The sequence below is a fragment of the Pseudomonas sp. MT92 genome (assembly GCF_058792515.1).
This window is the reverse complement of sequence record NZ_JBXAFA010000004.1, coordinates 321,784-341,432: the sequence shown is the minus strand read 5'-3', so window position 1 is coordinate 341,432 and position 19,649 is coordinate 321,784. Positions and strand designations below refer to the sequence as shown.

Genomic DNA, 19,649 nt, shown 5'->3' with positions numbered 1-19,649 from the left:
GGCAATCCTCAAAAAAAAAGCCGCTGGAACCCGACAGGGACTCAGCGGCGCGATGTCGCGGGGGAGGGGGCTCAGGCCGTGGCGGTTTGGATCGGTGCAGGCAGCACGGCGGGGTTCTTGATCTGCTGGCGATAACGCGGCAGCGCCAGCGCCAGAAACACGCTGGCCAATGCCAGCATCGACACCGACGAGGCGAGGGCATAGCGCAGGGACTCAGCGCCCATTCCTTTCACGTAAAAATCGCTCAGCATGCCCACCAGCAATGGTCCGATACCCACACCCAGCAAGGTCATGGACATCAGGAAAATCGACGTGGCCTGGGCCAGGCGCGTGGCGGGGAACAGGTGAGTGATAGCGCTCAGGCAGGGAGTTGCCCACCAGACGCCAAAGAAGCCGAAGACGCTGTAGAACAGGAAGGCTTGCGGTATCGCGATACCGCCGATGATGAACGCCGTGCCTTGCGGCCAGAGGAAATAGGCCAGGGCGAAGGGAATGCTGATCAGCGTGCCCAGCAAGGGCACGCCGATTTGCCAGCCGGCATCGCGTCGGGCCATGCGGTCGGTGAGTATGCCGCACGTCAGGGTGCCGACGGTCGCCCCCGTACCGCCGACAACCCCCACCAGAAATCCGGCCTGTTGCAGATTGAGGCCATGGGAGCGGATCAGGAAGCTCGGGCTCCAGGTGCCGATGGCGTAACCGGCAATGGCTGCCGCGCCGCCGGCAAGCACCAGACACAGGAAGGATGGCATGCGAAACAGTTCAGCCAGTGTCTTGACCCAGTTGTCCTGTTGCGCCGGGACAACGCCCAATGGCGTCACGCGCTGGGGTGAACGTACGGTCAGCAATAGCAGCAAACCGAGGAAAATCCCGGGTGCACCGATCAGCAAGAACGCGTAGCGCCACCCGTGGTGCTGGGCAATCCAGCCCCCCAGCCCGAGTCCCACGATTGCCCCCAGGCTGGAACCGAGCATCAGCACCGACAGCGCGGTGGAGCGGCGATTCGGCGGGTACAAATCCGAAACCATGGCCACCGACGGTGCCGTGCCGCCGGCTTCACCGACGGCCACGCCGATCCGCGTCAGCACCAGGCTCAGGAAATTGCCGGCCATGCCGCAGAGCATGGTCATCAGGCTCCAGGCGATGCAGCTGAAGGCAATCACTGGCTTGCGCCCGATGCGATCCGAAAGGCGTCCCAGCGGGAATCCGAACACGGTGTAGAACACCGCGAAGGTCACGCCGGAAAGCAGGCCGATGCCCGTGTCGGAAATACCGAATTCGAGCTTCACCGGCTCGATCAGGATCGCCATCAACTGTCGGTCGATGTAATTGAACACATAGATGCTGGCGAGCACGAAGAGCGCGTAGTGCGTTCGCCATGTCACGGGGGGGGATTGATTCACTGCGGGTGCTCCCGGTCTTGTTCTGGTTGTCGCGATGCTCGGTCGGTCGCGGCTTTTTTTCATCGTCCGTTCAGACCATCTTTTCGTCCCCGGCCAGGTCGCCGGAAACGGTCAGCGGGTTGCGCATGAACGATGCGGCACCGGCATCGCCTTGTCGATAGCGAACCTAGTCTTGTCGGACGATGTTTCGCCCGCGTTCAACGTCAATCATTCAGCCCAATTCGCTGGTTTGTCAGTGCTTGCCACCGCCGTGGCAAACCCTTGACAGCCAGAAAACAATAAGAAGCTGAGGTATTGAAATGAGCGTCTTGTTCGAGCCGGTAGTCCTGGGCGAGCTGCAACTGGCCAACCGCATTGTCATGGCCCCCATGACGCGCAGTCGCGCTCTTGCCGATTCGGTGCCCGGCAGCGCCATGGTCGATTATTACCGTCAGCGTGCCGGTGCCGGGTTGATCGTGGCCGAAGGCACAGCACCTTCCGCCAGCGGCCTGGGCTACTGCCGCACCCCGGCCATCTACAGCAGCGAGCAGATCGCCGGATGGCGGCAGGTCACCGAGGCGGTGCATGCCGAGGGCGGGCGCATCGTCCTGCAACTGATGCACGTCGGCCGCGCCGCCAGCCACTACAACAAGCCAGCCGGGGCGGCCACGGTTGCACCTTCGGCGCTGCGCGCGCGCACCCAGGTGTTCAGCGATGTTGCGGGCCTGGTGGACACCGACACGCCAGAGGCACTGACCTTGCAGGGCATTCAAAAGGTTATCGATGACTATCGCCAGGCGGCGTTGAATGCGCGCCTGGCGGGCTTCGACGGTGTCGAACTGCACTGCACCAGCGGTTATCTGCCCATGCAATTCATGGCGTCGGGCAGTAACCAGCGCAACGATGCCTATGGCGGCGATGTGGCGGGGCGGGTGCGTTTTGCCAGGGAAGTGATCGAGGCCATGGCCAGCGCGATCGGCGCCGGACGCGTCGGTTTTCGACTGTGCCCCGGCAACCCCTACAACGATATCGACGACCGTGATCCGGCGGCCACGGCTGCAGCCCTGTGCGAAGCCCTGGCGGCACTGGACCTGGCTTACCTGCACATCATGCGCTCCCCCCTGGCCGACCTCGACGCCTTTGCCCTGGCGCGTCGGCACAGTCCTCACGCACTGATTCTCAACGATGGTTTCGACGGCCCTTCGGCCAGCGCCGCTCTCGCGTCGGGCGAGGGGGCAGCTGTGTCGTTCGGTCGTCATTTTATTGCCAACCCCGACCTGGTGGAGCGCCTCAGGCGTGGCCTGCCGCTGAGCGGTTTCGACCGCAAGACCCTCTATACGCCGGGCTCGGCTGGCTACTCGGATTACCCCGCCTATCAAGCGATCGCCCAGGAGATGGCGCAATGAACCTGAACGACTTGACCAGCGTCCTGCCGACCAAAGTGGTGCCACGGGAGCAGACCCAGGCGCTGCTGGATCAACGCTCGGCGGCTGCCGGGCTGATCAAGCCGGGCGACCTCTACACCTTGGCAGATCGCCTGGAACATCAGGCGCGCGAACTGGGCGAACGCCCGTTCCTGATCTACGGCGAACAGGTCCTGAGCTACCTCGAAGTCGATGCGCGGGCCAATCAGATGGCTCACACCTTCTATGCCAATGGCCTGCGTGCCGGCGATGTCTGCGCCCTGGCCATGGAAAACCGTCCGGCGTTCTTCTGTACCTGGTTCGGCCTGGTCAAGCTCGGCGTGGTAGTGGCCTTTATCAATACCCAGGTCAGCGGCCGCCCGCTGCTCCATGCGTTGCAGACCACTGACGCCAAGGCGTTGGTTGTCGGCGAAGAGTGCCTGGCTAACGTGCAGGCCACCGAAGGTTTTCCGGAACTGCCGTGCTGGCTGATCCGAGACCCGGAAAATCCCTGGACAGAAGCGCTGCCCAAAGGCATCGACGGACATTTCGATGCGCGCCTGGAAAAAGCGCCGCGTACACCGTTCCCCCGTGATATCCGCGCCCACATCGATGCACAGACGCCAACCCTGCTGATCTTCACCTCGGGTACCACCGGTTTGCCCAAGGCGGCGCGCTACAGCCATATGCGCTGGATGTCCTCCGGCGATGTGATGGAAGTCACCCTGCAAGCCACTTGCGACGACGTCTTTTATTGCTGCTTGCCGCTGTACCACGGCGCCGCCGCCACCTCAGTGACCTCCACCGCGTTGCGGGCCGGGGCCGCCATCGTGGTGCGCCGCAAGTTCAGCGTGCGCGAATTCTGGAAAGATGTGGCACGTCACCGGATTAGCATCTTCCAGTACATCGGCGAAATCTGCCGCTATCTGCTCAATCAACCGCAACAAGCCCACGACCGTCAGCACACCCTGCGCTGCATGCTCGGCGCGGGCCTGTCGCCGGACACCTGGCAGCGCTGGCTGGAACGCTTCGGGCCGATCCAGGTGTTCGAGGGCTGGGGGGCCACCGAGGCCAATGCCGCGGTTATTAACGTCGACAACTACGTTGGCTCCTGCGGTCGCGTGCCGGACTGGAACAAGACCAACCTGCGGCTGGTGCGTTACGACGTCGAGAACGACTGCCACCCACGGGACGAAAACGGTTTCTATCAAGTCTGCAAAGTGGGTGAGATCGGCGAGGCGATGGGTTTTATCGTCGATCACCCGCAGATTGGCGGCGGGCGTTTCGAGGGCTATACCTCGGCCGAAGCCACCGAGAGCAAGATCCGCCGCAACGTGCTGCGCGAGGGCGACGCCTATTGGAGCTCCGGTGACTTGCTGCGCGAAGACGCGGACGGTTACTGCTATTTCGTCGACCGCATCGGTGACACCTACCGCTGGAAAAGCGAAAACGTGTCGACCCAGGAAGTCGCCGATGCACTGAGCGATCTGCCAGGGCTTGAACTGATCAACATCTACGGCGTCCAGGTCCCGGGGCATGAAGGACGCGCCGGTATGGCGGCGGTGCTGATGCAACCGGGCCATTCCTTCGATCCCGACGCGCTGTTTGCCCTGACCGAGGCGCGTCTGCCGCGTTATGCGGCCCCGGTATTCGTGCGGGTCGCCCGGACGGCCGACCTGACCGCCAGCTTCAAGTTGCGCAAGGTCGATCTGCAGCGCCAGGGCTACTGTCCGACTCGCTGCAGCGACCCACTGTTCATCCGCGACGAGCAAACCCGGTCCTATGTGCCGTATTCGCCTCAGGCCCTGACGCGAGCCGGCCTTGCACCGTTCGCGGTGGCCAGCCATGACTGATCTCGACGAGAACGGTCACGAGCTGCGCAGCGGCCTTCGCTATCCGTGGCCACAGGCGCCCGAAGCCGGAAAAGTGCTCGAAGTGGCGCCGGGGGTTTTCTGGCTGCGCATGCCGCTGCCGTTTCGCCTGGATCACATCAATCTCTACCTGCTGCGCCACACCAACGGCTGGATCGCGGTGGACACCGGCATGAACACCGAACAGAGCCGTGAAGTCTGGGACCGTGTGCTAACTGAGGTCTGTGCAGGCCAGCCTTTGCTGGCGGTGGTTTGCACCCACTTTCACTCCGACCACGCTGGTGTGGCGGCCTGGCTGTCGGAGCGCTTTCAGTGCCCGGTGTACATGACCGCCAGCGAGTTCCAGTCGTTGCATGTGCGGTTTCCCGCCGGCCAACCGGTGGGCTGGGACTTTCTCGATTTTTATCGCAAGGCCGGCGTCACTGACGAGCAGAGCAGCGAAATGTTCGGGGTGATGAGCAATGCGCATTTCTTGCCCGCGCCCCTGAACCATTTCCGCCGTCTGCGCGAAGGCAGCGTCCTGGAAATCGGCGGTCGTACCTGGCAAGTGGTCGTCGGTCGTGGCCATTCGCCGGAGCACGCCTGTCTGTACGCCGCCGATGACGGCTTGCTGATCTCCGGCGATCAGGTGCTGCCGCGCATCACCTCCACCGTTGGCGTGCATGCCACCGAACCCTTGGCCAACCCGCTGCGCGACTGGCTCGAGTCCATCGAGCATTTGCGCGCCTTGCCCGACAGCGTGCTGGTACTGCCGGCACACGAGCGGCCTTTCTTCAATTTGCATCAGCGCCTGGATCAACTGGAGGCGCATCACCGGGCGCATCTGGCGCTGCTGCTGGCCAACTGTGACGAGCCGCGCACGGCACTCGAACTAATGGCCGTTTTATTCACCAGGTTGTCCGGTCGTTTCGACGAGCTGATGGCACTTGGCGAAACGTTGGCGCATGCCAACTACCTGGTGGCCGAAGGGTCGCTGGTGCGGGAAGAGGACCGGGGGCGATATCGCTACCGGCGCGCTGTAAGGGGAGCGTGCGCAACGACACCACTCAAGGTGTTCTGAGCGGGCGGCACGGCGGCAGTGTTGAACATTCCAGGCAGCTTTCGGCTGCCCTAGAGGAGAGAAAGTGTGATCAACAAAAACAACAATAACTCTACGGTCATGGTTTCGGGCGCATTCCAGCTCGGCAGCCTGGCGGCGGCGATTACGCTGGCGACCACGCCGGTATGGGCCGGAGAGACAATCGAGTTCGACAACGGGTTGACCATGGACTGGTCGGTGACTACCAGCTACGGCATCGGTGTGCGCACTGGCGAGCAAAGCAATCGCTTGCTGAGCAACGTCAACGCTGACGACGCCAATCGCAACTTCGATCGTGGCAGCCTGACGACCAATCGTGTGGGCGCCCTCGGCGAAATGATTCTGCGCAAGGATAACTATGGCGCAGTGGTGCGGGGCAGTACCTTCTACGATGACGTCTACCACCGGGAAAACGATAACGATTCCCCCGGCACGGTCAACAAGACCGGGCGCAACGACGAGTTCACCAGCGACACCCGCTATTACAGTGGTGGCCGGACCCGTTTGCTGGATGCCTATGTGTTCAGTGGCTGGCGCTTCGATAACAACACCATGCTCGACGTCAAGGCCGGGCGGCATATCGAGTCCTGGGGCGAAAGCCTGTATTACCCGGGCGTGAATGGCGTGCAGAACCCGTCCGACGCCGTCAAGGCTTCGCAGCCGGGGGTGGAGGTCAAGGAAATCTTGTTGCCGGTTGGCCAGTTCTCCGGCTCGTTCCGCCTCAATCCCAGCATCACCTTCGGTGCTTATGTGCAATATGAATGGAAGGGCACCGAGTTGCCGCCGGTGGGCAGCTACCTGTCGAGCAGCGACGTGGTCGGGCCGGGCCGCGAGTTCATTTATGCAAACGGCCAGAAGATCGCTTATCGCGGCACCGACGAACCGCGCGATGGCGGCCAGTGGGGTGTGCAAGTCCGTTACCGTCCGGTGCCGGCCCTGGAACTGTCGCTGTTCCACGTCAACTATCACGACAAGAACCCGGCCACGGCCCAGGTCGGCTACGACCCGTTACCGGTCGGCGGCGGCAGGTACGCCCTGACGTCCAATGGTTACCGGATCAAGTACTTCGAGGACATCAAGCTGACCGGCATCAGCGCCTCGACCAAGCTTGGCGATACCCAGGTCGGTGCCGAATGGTCGTACCGTGACGGCGCGCCGGTGATGGTCAATACAGGACTTGGCGCGGTTCCGGCTCGGGGCAAGGGTCAGCAAATGCAATTGTCGGCGATGCGCATCCTGGGCGACCGCCCATGGGCCAGCCAGACCACCCTGACTGGCGAAATCATTCGCGTGCAGGTCGACAGCGTTGAATCCGTTTCGGCGGCCCCCAACCTGCAAGGCCTGAACCTGCTGCCTTCCGTGGCCAATCTAGTGGCGCCTTCCGATGACTATACCTACAACACCAGCGCAGGCATGCGCACCAAGTCCTCCAGTGCCTACACCGTGGGCGCATCGTTCAGTTATCCGGGAGTTTTCCAAGGCTGGGATCTGGAAGTCCCCTTCAGCTTCTCCAACGTCTTCAGCGGATCGACGCCCATGGCCGGCAGTATCTCCGGTATCGAGGGAGACCGACGCCTGAGCGCCGGGACGACCTTCAAGTACCTGGGCAACCTGGAACTCGGTTTGAAGTACATCGCCTACCTGGGTGAAGCCGACCCGATCAAGCGTCCCTATGCTGACCGCGACTACGCCACGTTCTCGATGAAGTACACCTTCTGATCGACCGCTCAAGGGCCGGGGCGCTCACGCGTGCCCGGTCCTCTTTACCAACTGGAAATCGCCGTGGCGAGTACGCTTCGGCAGGGAGGCACTATGGGGCTTAAAGGGCACGCGGCCATTGTTGGCACTGCGCAATACAAACCGGAAAAATACGCCACCGCGCCCAAGATGTTTCACCTGGAGCAGGTCGCCGACCTGGCGGCCCAGGCCCTGCGGGATGCCGGACTCAAGGCATCGGACCTCGACGGGCTGGTGATCAACGGCCCGCATTTTCATGAAGCCTCGGTGTTCGTGCCAGCCATGGCTGCTGAATACCTGGGCTTGCGCCTGAACTTCGCGGAAGTGGTGGATCTGGGGGGCTGCACCTCGGTGGGCATGGTCTGGCGCGCTGCCGCCGCGATCGAGCTGGGCCTGTGCCAGGCCGTGTTGTGCGTCATCCCTGCACGCATGGCGCCGTTCGGCCCCGACGAGGACCCGGGCTGGATGGCCCGGTCGATGCGCTACGGCGGGCACAGCACGGCGTTTGGCGCACCTGAAGCCGAGTTCGACCTGCCATACGGGCACATGGGCCAGAACACCGGTTACGCGATGATCGCTCAGCGTTACGCCGCACAATACGATTACGACCAGCGAGCGATGGCCAAAATCGCCGTCGACCAGCGCACCAATGCCCTGGCCAACCCGCAGGCCATGTTTTATGGCCAGCCATTGACCATCGAACAGGTGTTGGCGAGCAAAATGGTCGCCGACCCGCTGCACGTCCTCGAAATCGTCATGCCGGTGGCCGGTGGCGCCGCATTGATTATCACCAGCAAGGAAGTGGCCGCACGGTGCCGCAAACGTCCGGCGTTCATTACCGGGTTTGGCGAACACCTGGCGTTCAAGTCGCCGTCCTATGCCCAGGACATGATCAATACGCCGATTGGCCCTGCATCCCAAAGGGCCTTTGCCATGGCCGGGATCAAACCCGCGGATGTCGACGCCGCGCAGATCTACGACTGCTACACCATCACCACCTTGCTGACCCTGGAGGATGCCGGTTTCTGTGCCAAGGGCGAGGGCATGGCATTCGTGCGTGAGCACGACCTGACCTGGCGCGGCGATTTCCCGATGAACACCCACGGCGGGCAACTCAGTTTCGGCCAGTCGGCTTCGGCTGGCGGCATGAGCCAGGTGATCGAGGCGGTCACGCAGATCGCGGGCACAGCCGGCGAACGCCAACTGGGGCGCTGTGACAACGTCTACGTCTCCGGTACCGGTGGCGTGATGAGCGAGCAGGGCGCATTGATACTTCAGGGAGCATAAGCACATGTCCAACAACAAACCGATGCCGGTCGCGACGCAGATCTCCGCACCGTTCTGGGAGGGCCTGAAGGCTCGTCGCCTGTTGATCCAGCAATGCAACGCCTGCGAGCACTGGAACTTCTACCCGCGCCGGCATTGCACGGCCTGCCTGGAACATGACCTGGCCTGGCGCGAAGTCGATGGCACCGCGACGCTGTACAGCTATACCGTGACGCGCATCGCCACGTTGCCCGACTTCATGGACGAGATGCCGCAGAAACTGGCGGTGGTTGAACTGGCCCAGGGTGTGCGCATCAACACCAATCTGGTCGGCCTGGCGGAGGACGAAATCCGCATCGGCATGCCGTTGCAGCCGGTGTTCGCCGAAGTCGACGCCAAGGGCAACCGCCTGCTGCGCTTTACCGGCGTAGACAAGGATGCGGCGAGCCTTGAACCGCTGCCTGCGCAGGAAAGTGAACCGGCACCCGTGGCGTCAGAACAACCGGCTGCCCGACAAATCGACCTCAACGACGGGCCGGCCTTGCAGAGCCTTGTCGGCGAGCAGTTCAGCGACTGGAGCAACGTCGTGGTGGTCGACCAGGCGTTGATCGATGCGTTTGCCCAGTTGTCGGGAGACGATTACTGGATTCACACCGATCCCGAGCGGGCGCGCCTGCACAGCCCGTTTGGCGGCACCATCGCCCACGGCGCGCTGGTGCAAGTGTTGCAGTCGCGGATGAAAATGAAGCTGGATTTCGAAATCACCGGTTTCAGCACCCAGATCAACTACGGTTCCGACCGCTTGCGCTTCCCCGCGCCAGTGCCGGCCGGCTCGCGCATCCATGCGCGGGCACGGGTGAAAAAAGTCGAGATCTCCGCGCGCGGCACCCAGTTGACCCTGGAACTGAACACCCACGTGGTTGGCCAGGATCGGCCGTCGGTGATCAACGACCTGGTGATTCTCTACCTCGCCTGATCGTTGGTATAGCAGGCGCGAGCCTGCTCGCGATGGTCGTCAACGATAACGCGGGCTGTCTGAATGCCCGTGTTGTCCTGGCGTTATTCGCGAGCAGGCTCGCGCCTGCAAGGGCGCGCACGTACATCCGCGAACGCAGTCCGGCTGTCAGGTCCCTTCGTCGGCATACCGTTCGGCGCAAGCCCGCTCCCTCCCAGGTCCTCTAAGGCATTTGCGCCATTGCATAAGCCATTTGGACGATGTTTCAAACGAACCTACCCCCGACTATCCCCTCAGAGGCGAGACCCACGTGGCTTGCCTCGCATGCCCTGGCGCCTGACAAGAACAAGAGGATTGGCCCTATGACTTGCCCTATGCAAACGTGCCCCGAACAGGAGCGTTGCCCATGCGCTCAGTGATCGGTTACCTGGTCTGCCTGGTGGTCGCCCTGACCATTGGCTACACCTTTTCCCCCAAATCTGCGCCTCAGGCAGAGTTGTTGGCCACGCGCGCGGACCGTGTGCAGATCAACGGCCTGCTCAATCTTGGCTCGCGCGTGGTCGCCGTAGGTGAGCGAGGCAGCATCCTGCTCAGTGATGACCAGGGCGTCAGTTGGCAGCCTGCCAGCGTCGCGACCCAGCGCAACGCCACGTTGACTGCCGTGGTGGCACTGGACGACAAACGTTTGCTGGCCGTCGGGCATGACGGCTGGATCCTGCGATCCATGGACGCCGGAAGCCACTGGCAGGAAGCACGCTACGACGCCGATCTGGGCGAACCGCTGCTGGGCCTCTGGACCGCTGGCGGCGACAAGGTCATGGCCTTCGGCAGTTTCGGCAAGTTCTATCAATCGACCGATGCCGGGCAGACCTGGGCGCCCCACGCCCTGGATATCGACAACGCGCACCTCAACAGCATGGCCGGCGGCAGCGATGGTCGCCGCATGCTGGTGGGCGAGCAGGGCCTGGTACTGCGCACGACCGATGCTGGCCAGCACTGGCAAACCGTGCCGGCGTTCTACAGCGGATCGCTGTTCGGCATCGTGCGCTTGAGCGCGGACACCTGGGTGACCTATGGCATGCGCGGGCATGTCTTCGTCAGCCATGACTTTGGCGACAACTGGACCCGGATCAACCTCGGCAACCAACTGCCGCTGTACGGCCATGTGGTGCTGCCCGACCGCTCAGGGTTAGTCATCGTCGGTGCCGGCAGCTCGGTAGTACACCTGAATGCACAGGGCGCGTTGCTCGGTGTCAGCCGTCTGGCAGGGTTGGGCACGCTGACCTCGGCGACGATGGTCGGCTCACGCCTGCTGGTCGGCGGTGAGCGCGGTGTACTGCAAGGTTCAGGTGGCAGCGTCGCTGCTTTAGAGGCCACACAGGCCACCCAGTAAATGAGAGGCGGGCAATGAATCAAGGTAAACACTGGGTGACGCGCTGCGTCGAAACGGCCGCCGACCACTTGATGGCCTGGCGCAAGGGACTGCTGGTGTTGTTTGTGCTGGTCACCCTGGGCCTGGGCTACAGCGCCACCCACACACAGCTGGATCCGGGGTTCAACAAACAGATCCCGGTCACCCACGCATACATGGTCAATTTTCTAAAGTTCAGCCGCTACTTCACCGGCGCCAACCGCCTGCTGGTCAGCGTGCACTGGAAGGGCGAGGGCGATATCTACAACACCGAGTACCTGGAGACCCTGCGCAAAGTCACTGACGATGTGTTTTTCATCTCCGGGGTCAGCCGTCCCAGCGTGACGTCGCTGTTTACCGCCAACGTGCGCTATATCGAAATTACCGAAGAAGGGTTCTTCGGCGATGTGGTGGTGCCGCCGCGCTTCAGCGGCACTGCCGAAGACCTGGCGCAAGTGCGCAGCAACACCGCGGCCTCCGGCCAGGTGGGCCGCCTGGTGGCCAATGACCTGAAGTCGGCGATGGTCCGCGCCGACCTGCAGGACACCGATCCCATGACCGGCAAGCCGGTGTCCTATGTCGAGATCGCCAAGCGCCTGGAAGAGATCCGCGCCAAGTACAACAGCCCGGATATCGAGATCAATATCGTCGGCTTCGCCAAACTGGTGGGCGATGTGGTCGAAGGCTTGAATACGGTGATCGGCTTTTTTGTCGTGGCGTTCGTGATCACGGGTTTGCTGTTGTGGCTGTATTCGCGCTCCCTGCGCCTGACGGTGGTGGCGCTCGTGGTGGCGTTGCTGCCGGTGGTCTGGCTGCTGGGCCTGTTGCCGCTGCTGGGGTTAGGCATCGATCCGATGTCGATCCTGGTGCCGTTCCTGATTTTTTCCATCGGCGTGTCCCATGCGGTGCAGATGACCAACGCCTGGAAGCAGGACGTCCTGGCCGGGAGCAGCTCACTGGGCGCGGCGCGCACGGCATTCTGCAAGATTTTTATCCCCGGTTCCCTGGCCTTGCTGATGAATGCCCTGGGGTTTGCGGTGATCATGCTGATCGACATTCCGATCGTCCACGAACTGGGCGTAACCGCCTGCATCGGCGTGATCCTGATGATCGTCACCAACAAACTCATGCTGCCGATCATTATTTCCTGGTTGCACCTGGAACCCGCGCTGTTGCGCCGGGCGCAATCGAGGCCGGAAGGCAAGCACCGCCTGTGGTGGCGCCTGTCGGCACTCGCTGAACCGGGGCCTGCGCTGGGGGTGTTTGCCATCAGTCTGTTGCTGTTGGCGGCCGGGGCCTGGAAGGCTCGCGACCTGGCGGTGGGCGATGTCGGCGCGGGTGCGCCAGAGCTGCGTGCCGATTCGCGCTACAACCTGGACAACGGCAAGATCATCAACAGCTACGCGATCGGCCTCGATGTGATGTCGGTGTTCGTCCAGGTCAAAGGCGTCGAGGAAGGCTGCCTTTCCCCGGCGGTGATGCGCGCGGTGGAGGCCTTCGATTTCCGCATGCGCACAGTCCCCGGTGTGCAGTCGATCCAGAGCGTGGCGGACATGGGCAAGCGGGTCATTGCCGGCAATAACGAAGGCAATCCGCGCTGGGCAGCGATCCCCGGTTCATCCCGGGGCCTCAGTCAGGGCGCGAGGGCCTATATGCCGGACGACGGCCTGGTGACCGACGGCTGCCAGCAGATGCAGATCCTCGTGTTCCTCACCGACCACGAAGGCAGCACGGTGAGCCATGCGATCAATGAGGCGAAGCGGATCATTGCCGAGGTCAACTCGCCGCAGGTCGAATTCCTCCTGGCCGGTGGCAATGTCGGCGTGATGGCGGCATCCAACGAAGCCGTCAAGCGCGCTGAAGTCATCATGCTGGGGGCGCTGTTCGGTTCGGTGGCGCTGTTTTGCTGGCTGACCTTCCTGTCGATCCGCGCGGTGCTGTGCATTCTGGTACCGCTGGCGATCGTGGCGATCCTGTGCAACGCGCTGATGACCCTGCTCGGGATCGGTCTGAAAGTCGCCACCTTGCCGGTTATGGCCCTGGGCGTCGGGGTAGGGGTCGACTACGGTATCTACCTGTATGAGCGCATTCAGCACGAAATGCTGCGCGGCGCCAGCCTGCGCGAAGCGTTCTACGAAGCCATGTGCCAACGAGGCACGGCGGCGGTATTCACGGCCGTGACCATGTCCATTGGCGTGTGCACCTGGGCATTCGCGCCGCTGAAGTTCCAGGCCGACATGGGCGTATTGCTGTCCTTCATGTTCCTGGTCAACGTGTTGGGGGCGATTTTCCTCCTGCCGGCACTGGCGGCCTGGTTCAACCGCGGGCGACCGCTGGTCTCCGAACGCATGCGTCCGCCGCCGGCTGCACAGGGTCAGTTCCGGCTGAAAGACAGCCCGGCTGCGCGTGATCCCCAATAGGAAAAAATAAACCTGCCGGGCCTCTTGTGGACGGCGCTGACGATAGGGAGACTGACGTGCGGGTCTTGTTGCCGGGCCCGCGAGCCAGTTGCAGTCCAGAGGGGGAACCCTGAGTTCCCCCCCAGCCGAAATTATAAAAATAACAAGGGAAGGGCACCGTCCTTACCCGTGCGAGGAGAAGACTATGCAAGATGTTGTCTTGACCCATGAAGCCCTGGCGAGTCTTGGCCTGGACCTCACACGTTTCAACCAGTTGGTGGGCGAAGTCTACGACGGCGCCCTCGATCCGAAACTGATGGCCAACGCCCTCAAGAGCCTGCTCAATGTCTACGATGCCAATTACGTCACCCTGATCTTGCGGGTGCCAGAGCAACCTGACATGGGCCTGATGATCATCGCCGGCGATATCGAAGGTGCCGGTGACGTCAACTACATGACTTACCCGCAGACCAACACGCCGTTCGTCAACCAGCCGCTGGATCGCGTGTTCGCCGTCGATGACATCATGAGTTCCACGGAGTGGGAGCACACGGCCTACTTCAAGACATTCTGCGGTCCCAACGACGTTTATCATGTGATGGGTGCCGACATATCCACCCCGGACGGCGGCAAGGTGCGTTTTCGCATCACCCGGCCCAAGCGCTCTCCCAACTTTTCCGCACAGGAGCGGACACTGTGCGCGATGTTTCTGCCGCACCTGCGCCGGGCCTTGCAGTTGCACAATCTTCTGGACCGCAGCGAGTCACTGAGCGAGCTGTACTCCCAGGCCATCAGCCGTTTGTCGGTGGCCACCCTGGTGCTCGACGAGAGCGGCAGTGTGTTGCAGGTCAACGCGGTGGCCCAGGAAATCCTCGCGCGTTCGGACGGCCTGAAAATGGTGGGCGGGCGCCTGGAGGCGACTTATCCCAGCGACAACCGCGAGCTGCAACGCTTGATTCGGGGTGCTTTCGCTCCGGATGCACCGAAGGGTGCCGAAGCCATGTCGGTGACCCGGCCTTCGGGGCTGGTCAATCTGGGGGTAGTGGTGGAGTCGATTCCGTCCCTGGACTGGGCCGAGGAAAAGGGCCAGCCGGCGGCGCTGGTGTACATCCGTGACGCGGCGAGCAAATCCCTTGCCAGCGAGGCGGTGACCAAGCAGCTGTTCAACTTGACCAAGGCAGAGACGGCGTTGGCCATGGAACTGACCAACGGCCTGTCCCTGGAAGAGGCCGCCGAAGCCCTGAACATCCGACGCAACACCGCCCGGGCGCATTTGCGCTCCATCTTTTCCAAGACTGGCGTACGCCGCCAGACCGAGCTGGTGCGCATCCTGCTTAACAGCGTGGTGGCCCTGGGCAAACCCAAGCTGGCGTTGAAGGCTGTCGAGAAAATCAAGGTGCCGCCGCTGAAACTGGCTGAGCCTGTCTATCGCCAGGCTTAATGGGCCCACCACAGCAGACGAGGACACAACGGGCTTTCAGACAGCCCGCGTCAAGGGTTCTCACCTTCGCGAGCGGTTCGCTCCTGCAGGTGGGGACCGCCAACGCACGGCAACAGGTTCACCTCAGCCCCGTTTTAGTCCGCATAGACGATGCCGTCCGGCGATGGCGCTGTCGATACTGGGTGGACCTATCACGGAGAACCACCATGCCTATTACAGCCATCACCGGTAGTGCCTCGGGAATCGGGGCCGCCGTCAGCGCCGCCATGCGCGCGGCCGGCCACCAGGTCATCGGGATCGATCGCAGCGACGCCGAAGTGATCGCCAACCTGTCCACCGCCCAGGGACGCAACGCCGCCGTCGCGCAAGTGCTTGAACAGAGTGGCGGGGTGCTCGACGGGCTGATCTGTTGCGCCGGGGTCGGTGTCACGGCGCCGTCCTGCTCGGTGATCCTGGCGGTCAACTACTTTGGGGTCAGTCAATTGCTGGATGGCTTGCAAGGCGCGCTGGCCAGGAGTCGGCAGCCGGCGGCGCTGGTGATCGGCTCGGTCGCGTCGACTCATACGAGTCCTGAGTGCCAACCGATGATCGAAATGATGCTGGCCGGTGACGAGGCCCATTCGCTGCAGTTGGCCGATACCCTTGGCCAGCCTCACCTCGCTTATGCCGCGTCCAAATACGCCATCAGTCACTACGCCCGCCGCCTGGCGGTCAGCTGGGGCAAGCAGGGCATGCGGTTGAACGTGGTAGCGCCCGGCGCGGTGGAGACGCCCTTGCACCAGGCCTCGCTGGATGACAAACGCTTCGGCAAGTCGACCCGCGAATTCGTCGCCCCCCTGGGTCGCGCCGGCCGGCCTGACGAGATCGCCTCGGTGGTGGCCTTCCTGCAATCGCCGCAAGCCTCGTTCGTCCATGGCAGCGTGGTGTTCGTCGACGGCGGCATGGACGCCATGGTCCGCGCCTCGCGCTTCTAAAAGGAATACCCATGAATAAAGTGGCATTCATTACCGGCGCCAGCCGGGGTATTGGTCGCGAGGCGGCACTGGCGTTCGCCCGTGCCGGTTTCGACCTGGCGATCAGCGCCCGTACCCTCAACGAAGGCGAACACCATGAACACGCCCTGCGCGATGCCAACGGGGCGCCGCTGGCCGGCAGCCTCAACGGCACTGCCCAGGCGTTGCGCGAACTCGGTTGCCGGGTTCTCGTGGTGCCGATGGACCTGCTCGACAGCGCTTCGGCGCTCGACGCCTGCGAGGCGGTACTGGCCGAGTACGGGCGCATCGACGTGCTGATCAACAACGCGATCTATCAGGGCAGTGACCTCAATGCCGGGTTCATGGACCTGCAGGCGCAAACCCTGGAGCGGATGTTCAAGGGCTACATCCTGACCCCGTTCCTGCTGACCCGGGCGGTGGCCGAGCACATGGTGACGCGCGGCGGCGGAGTGGTGATCAACGTCACCTCGGGCGCCGGCGAAAGCGATCCACCGGTGGCGGCGGGCAAGGGGGGCTGGGGTTATGCCTACGGTGCTGGCAAGGCAGCGGTGTCGCGGTTGTCCGGCGTGCTGGCCACGGAGTTGGGGGATCTTGGCGTCCGTGCCTACACCCTCAATCCGGGGGTAGTGACCACTGAAGCGCTCAAGGCCACCATCGGCGACAAGGGATTGATCGCGCTGCGCGCCGGCAGTGCGCCACCCCATGTCCCGGCGGCGGTCATGCTATGGCTGGCCACGTCCGAACAGGCACCGCAGTTTCAACGCCGCACGATTGCCGCGCAGCCGTTTGCGCTGGAGCATGGCATCGTCGCCGATTGGCGTTGATCTGTTGATCTGTTGGTTCGCGGGCAATCCTCGCGCCTGCGGTCGTTGATCGTTCCCACGGTTGTGCGAACGATCAACGTCGGTTTCAGGCCTGCTTGCGTTGACGTGCCAGGGTCATGGCAGTGTCTTCGATCATGTCTTCCTGGCCGCCGACCATTCCGCGGCGCCCCATCTCGACGAGGATTTCCCGCGCGGAAACGCCGTACTTCTTCTCGGCGCGCTTGGCGAACAGCAGGAACGAACCGTAGACCCCGGCGTAACCCATGGTCAGCGCGTCGCGGTCGCTGCGGATCGGGAAGTCCATGATCGGCACCACCAGATCTTCGGCGACGTCCTGAATGCCAAACACACTGACCCCGGTGTCGATGCCCATGCGGTCGCACACCGCTACCAGCACTTCCATCGGCGTGTTGCCGGCCCCGGCACCGAGGCCTGCGCAGGCGGCGTCGATGCGGTTGGCACCGGCAGCAATCGCGGCGATGGAGTTGGACACGCCCATCGACAAGTTGTGGTGGCCATGAAAACCGATCTCGGTTTCAGGCTTCAAGGCAGCGCGCATCGCCGCCACGCGGGCGCTGACGTCATGGGGCAGCAGGTAACCGGCCGAGTCGGTCAGGTAGATGCAGTTGGCTCCGTAGCTTTCCATCAGCAAGCCTTGCTTGACCAGGCCTTCGGGGCTGTTCATGTGGGCCATCATCAGGAAGCCGACGGTATCCATGCCCAGCCCCCGGGCGTGGGAAATATGCTGCTCGCTGACATCGGCTTCGGTGCAATGGGTGGCCACGCGAATGGTGTTGACGCCCAGCTCATGGGCCATGGTCAGGTGATCGACGGTGCCGATACCTGGCAACAACAGCGCCGAGACCTTGGCGTTTTTCATCAGCGGAATCACTGCCGACAAATATTCTTCATCGGTGTGGGCCGGGAACCCGTAGTTCACCGAGCTGCCGCCCAGGCCGTCGCCATGGGTCACTTCGATCAGCGGCACGCCGGCCGCATCGAGGCCGCAGGCAATGTCCTTCATCTGTTGCAGACTGATCTGATGACGCTTGGGGTGCATGCCGTCGCGCAGGCACATGTCGTGAACGGTAATGCTTTTGCCGCGAAGATCCATGGTCGACTCCTTATGCGTGGGCGGGTTGGGCGGTGGCTTGCAGTACCAAGTCGCCCTTGAGGATTTCCTCGGCGAACATCTCGGCGGTGCGCGCTGCCGCAGCGGTCATGATGTCCAGGTTGCCAGCGTACTTGGGCAGGTAGTCGCCCAGGCCTTCGACTTCCATGAAGATCGACACGCGATTGCCGTCGAACACCGGGCCGTTGACCAGTTTGTAGCCGGGGACGTAGCGCTGCACCTGTTTGATCATCGCCTCGATGGCGGCGGTGATGGCCGGCTGGTCGGGTTCGCTGGCGGTCAGGCAATGCACGGTGTCGCGCATGATCAGTGGCGGCTCGGCAGGGTTGATGATGATGATCGCCTTGCCTTTCTTTGCGCCGCCGACCTTTTCCACCGCGCTGGCGGTCGTGCGGGTGAACTCATCGATGTTTTTCCGGGTGCCGGGGCCGACCGATTTGGAAGCGGCAGTGGCGATGATTTCCGCGTAGTCGACCGGCTGCACGCTGGACACTGCCGCCACCAGCGGAATGGTGGCCTGGCCACCACAGGTGACCATGTTGACGTTCATCACACCCCGCCCCAATTGGGCCTTGAGGTTGACGGGTGGCACGCAATAGGGGCCGACGGCCGCCGGGGTCAGGTCGATCATCAACACGCCCAGGGCGTTGAGCTTGCGCGAGTTCTGCGCGTGCACATAGGCCGAGGTGGCGTCGAAGGCGATCTGGATCTCGTCTTCAATGACGTGTGGCAACAGACCGTCAACGCCATCGGCGGTGGTTTTCAGGCCCAGCTCGCGAGCCCGCGCCAAACCTTCGGAAGTGGCGTCGATGCCGACCATCCATACCGGTTCCAGCACTTCGCTGCGCATCAGCTTGTACAGCAGGTCGGTGCCGATATTGCCCGGCCCGATCAGCGCGCATTTGATCTTTTTGCTCATGGTTTCTGGCTCCAGTGGAGGGAAGGGTGGTTCAAGGGACAAAGCGCAGGCTGGCTTCGCCCAACCCGCTCATGGTCAGGCTGATATGGTCTCCGGCGACCACAGGCACCAGCGGCGCGAGGGCGCCCGAGAGAATGATTTCGCCGCGACGAAAGGGGATGCCCAGCTCGCCCAGGGTATTGGCCAGCCAGGCCACCGCCGCGCAAGGGTGACCTTGCACCGCCGAACCCAGGCCCGAGCCCGCCGGCTGACCGTTCTTGAGCAGCTGCATGTGTACGACGGCCAGGTCCAGCTCTCGCGGGTCGATGCGATGTGTCCCGAGGGCGAATACACCGCACGAGGCGTTATCGGCCACGGTGTCCTGGATGCGGATCTGCCAGTCGTCAATTCGCGAATCAACGATCTCGAAGCAGGGCGCCACCGATTGGGTAGCGGCCAGCACGTCCTCGGCGCTGATCCCCGGGCCCTGTAAGTCTTCACCCAGGATAAAGGCGATTTCGCCTTCGGCACGGGGCTGGATCAGGTTGTAGCGAGCCAGGCTGACATCGCTGGCGACCTCGACTTGCATGGCATTGGTCAGGAAGCCGAAGTCCGGTTGGTGGACATCGAGCATCTCCTGCACGGCGCGGCTGGTGACCCCGATTTTCTTGCCGATCACCCGTTCGCCGAGGGCTTCGCGGCGTTTCAGGAACTGCAGGGAAATCCGATAGGCCTGCTCCAGGGTGATCGCTGGATAGCGACGGGTCAGGGGCGCGAGTGTCTGGCGATTGCGCAAGGCGTTGAACAGTTCATCACCGAGCGCGGTGATCAAATGGGCATCCATGGTGAGGGCTCCAGAT

15 protein-coding genes are annotated in these 19,649 nt (G+C 63.0%); 11 read left to right on the top strand and 4 right to left on the bottom strand.

Annotated elements, in window-relative coordinates; translation table 11 throughout:
- Positions 1 to 71: 71 nt before the first annotated feature.
- The gene (locus tag AC1Q6D_RS09880) at positions 72 to 1,400 is read right to left on the bottom strand and encodes a spinster family MFS transporter (RefSeq protein ID WP_103403176.1); all 1,329 of its coding nucleotides are present in this window, start codon (positions 1,398 to 1,400) and stop codon (positions 72 to 74) included.
- Positions 1,401 to 1,699: 299 nt separating this feature from the next.
- On the opposite strand from AC1Q6D_RS09880, the gene AC1Q6D_RS09875 reads away from it, so the two are divergent.
- From AC1Q6D_RS09875 to AC1Q6D_RS09825, 11 genes are all read left to right on the top strand, one after another.
- Positions 1,700 to 2,785, top strand: coding sequence for an alkene reductase (locus AC1Q6D_RS09875; RefSeq protein ID WP_103403175.1), 1,086 nt, complete (start codon positions 1,700 to 1,702; stop codon positions 2,783 to 2,785).
- Positions 2,782 to 4,635, top strand: coding sequence for a long-chain-acyl-CoA synthetase (locus AC1Q6D_RS09870; protein WP_103403174.1), 1,854 nt, complete (start codon positions 2,782 to 2,784; stop codon positions 4,633 to 4,635). The genes AC1Q6D_RS09875 and AC1Q6D_RS09870 overlap by 4 nt, the downstream gene beginning before the upstream one ends.
- Positions 4,628 to 5,713, top strand: a complete 1,086-nt coding sequence (locus AC1Q6D_RS09865; protein ID WP_103403173.1) for an MBL fold metallo-hydrolase — start codon at positions 4,628 to 4,630, stop codon at positions 5,711 to 5,713. Before AC1Q6D_RS09870 ends, AC1Q6D_RS09865 begins: the two co-directional genes overlap by 8 nt.
- A 66-nt stretch (positions 5,714 to 5,779) precedes the next feature.
- Positions 5,780 to 7,450, top strand: a complete 1,671-nt coding sequence (locus tag AC1Q6D_RS09860) for a DUF1302 domain-containing protein (RefSeq protein WP_103403172.1) — start codon at positions 5,780 to 5,782, stop codon at positions 7,448 to 7,450.
- A 93-nt stretch (positions 7,451 to 7,543) separates the two neighbouring features.
- Positions 7,544 to 8,755 (top strand): thiolase family protein, encoded by a 1,212-nt coding sequence (locus AC1Q6D_RS09855; RefSeq protein WP_047529057.1) that lies wholly within the window; start codon positions 7,544 to 7,546, stop codon positions 8,753 to 8,755.
- Positions 8,756 to 8,759: 4 nt separating this feature from the next.
- Positions 8,760 to 9,710, top strand: coding sequence for a bifunctional OB-fold nucleic acid binding domain-containing protein/MaoC family dehydratase (locus AC1Q6D_RS09850; protein ID WP_103403171.1), 951 nt, complete (start codon positions 8,760 to 8,762; stop codon positions 9,708 to 9,710).
- A 385-nt stretch (positions 9,711 to 10,095) separates the two neighbouring features.
- Positions 10,096 to 11,082, top strand: coding sequence for a WD40/YVTN/BNR-like repeat-containing protein (locus AC1Q6D_RS09845; RefSeq protein WP_103403170.1), 987 nt, complete (start codon positions 10,096 to 10,098; stop codon positions 11,080 to 11,082).
- A 14-nt stretch (positions 11,083 to 11,096) separates the two neighbouring features.
- Complete coding sequence (locus AC1Q6D_RS09840; RefSeq protein WP_103403169.1) at positions 11,097 to 13,520, top strand: efflux RND transporter permease subunit; 2,424 nt, start codon at positions 11,097 to 11,099, stop codon at positions 13,518 to 13,520.
- 184 nt (positions 13,521 to 13,704) lie between these two features.
- A complete protein-coding gene (locus AC1Q6D_RS09835) occupies positions 13,705 to 14,940 on the top strand; it encodes a helix-turn-helix transcriptional regulator (RefSeq protein WP_103403168.1) in 1,236 nt (411 codons plus the stop codon).
- Positions 14,941 to 15,146: 206 nt separating this feature from the next.
- Positions 15,147 to 15,914: an SDR family oxidoreductase gene (locus AC1Q6D_RS09830; RefSeq protein WP_103403167.1), complete on the top strand. Its 768-nt coding sequence runs from the start codon at positions 15,147 to 15,149 to the stop codon at positions 15,912 to 15,914.
- Positions 15,915 to 15,925: 11 nt separating this feature from the next.
- Positions 15,926 to 16,759 (top strand): SDR family NAD(P)-dependent oxidoreductase, encoded by an 834-nt coding sequence (locus AC1Q6D_RS09825; RefSeq protein WP_103403166.1) that lies wholly within the window; start codon positions 15,926 to 15,928, stop codon positions 16,757 to 16,759.
- An 85-nt stretch (positions 16,760 to 16,844) separates the two neighbouring features.
- Here the strand turns inward: AC1Q6D_RS09825 and dmpG are convergent, their stop codons facing one another.
- The 3 genes from dmpG to AC1Q6D_RS09810 are packed head-to-tail and all read right to left on the bottom strand — an operon-like array spanning position 16,845 to position 19,633.
- On the bottom strand, positions 16,845 to 17,873 hold the full coding sequence (gene dmpG / locus AC1Q6D_RS09820) for a 4-hydroxy-2-oxovalerate aldolase (protein WP_047529071.1): 1,029 nt from the start codon (positions 17,871 to 17,873) through the stop codon (positions 16,845 to 16,847).
- Positions 17,874 to 17,883: 10 nt separating this feature from the next.
- Entirely contained in the window at positions 17,884 to 18,810 is a 927-nt protein-coding gene (locus AC1Q6D_RS09815; protein ID WP_103403165.1) for an acetaldehyde dehydrogenase (acetylating), read from the bottom strand.
- A 31-nt stretch (positions 18,811 to 18,841) separates the two neighbouring features.
- Positions 18,842 to 19,633: a fumarylacetoacetate hydrolase family protein gene (locus AC1Q6D_RS09810; protein WP_103403164.1), complete on the bottom strand. Its 792-nt coding sequence runs from the start codon at positions 19,631 to 19,633 to the stop codon at positions 18,842 to 18,844.
- Positions 19,634 to 19,649 lie beyond the last annotated feature (16 nt).

What these genes read in the sequence shown, in the direction of transcription:
- AC1Q6D_RS09875 (WP_103403175.1), top strand. Translation starts at nt 1,700, where the DNA reads ATGAGCGTCTTGTTCGAGCCGGTAGTCCTGGGCGAGCTGCAACTGGCC.
- AC1Q6D_RS09870 (WP_103403174.1), top strand. Translation starts at nt 2,782, where the DNA reads ATGAACCTGAACGACTTGACCAGCGTCCTGCCGACCAAAGTGGTGCCA.
- AC1Q6D_RS09865 (WP_103403173.1), top strand. Translation starts at nt 4,628, where the DNA reads ATGACTGATCTCGACGAGAACGGTCACGAGCTGCGCAGCGGCCTTCGC.
- AC1Q6D_RS09855 (WP_047529057.1), top strand. Translation starts at nt 7,544, where the DNA reads ATGGGGCTTAAAGGGCACGCGGCCATTGTTGGCACTGCGCAATACAAA.
- AC1Q6D_RS09850 (WP_103403171.1), top strand. Translation starts at nt 8,760, where the DNA reads ATGTCCAACAACAAACCGATGCCGGTCGCGACGCAGATCTCCGCACCG.
- AC1Q6D_RS09845 (WP_103403170.1), top strand. Translation starts at nt 10,096, where the DNA reads ATGCGCTCAGTGATCGGTTACCTGGTCTGCCTGGTGGTCGCCCTGACC.
- AC1Q6D_RS09840 (WP_103403169.1), top strand. Translation starts at nt 11,097, where the DNA reads ATGAATCAAGGTAAACACTGGGTGACGCGCTGCGTCGAAACGGCCGCC.
- AC1Q6D_RS09835 (WP_103403168.1), top strand. Translation starts at nt 13,705, where the DNA reads ATGCAAGATGTTGTCTTGACCCATGAAGCCCTGGCGAGTCTTGGCCTG.
- AC1Q6D_RS09830 (WP_103403167.1), top strand. Translation starts at nt 15,147, where the DNA reads ATGCCTATTACAGCCATCACCGGTAGTGCCTCGGGAATCGGGGCCGCC.
- AC1Q6D_RS09825 (WP_103403166.1), top strand. Translation starts at nt 15,926, where the DNA reads ATGAATAAAGTGGCATTCATTACCGGCGCCAGCCGGGGTATTGGTCGC.
- dmpG (WP_047529071.1), bottom strand. Translation starts at nt 17,873, where the DNA reads ATGGATCTTCGCGGCAAAAGCATTACCGTTCACGACATGTGCCTGCGC.
- AC1Q6D_RS09815 (WP_103403165.1), bottom strand. Translation starts at nt 18,810, where the DNA reads ATGAGCAAAAAGATCAAATGCGCGCTGATCGGGCCGGGCAATATCGGC.
- AC1Q6D_RS09810 (WP_103403164.1), bottom strand. Translation starts at nt 19,633, where the DNA reads ATGGATGCCCATTTGATCACCGCGCTCGGTGATGAACTGTTCAACGCC.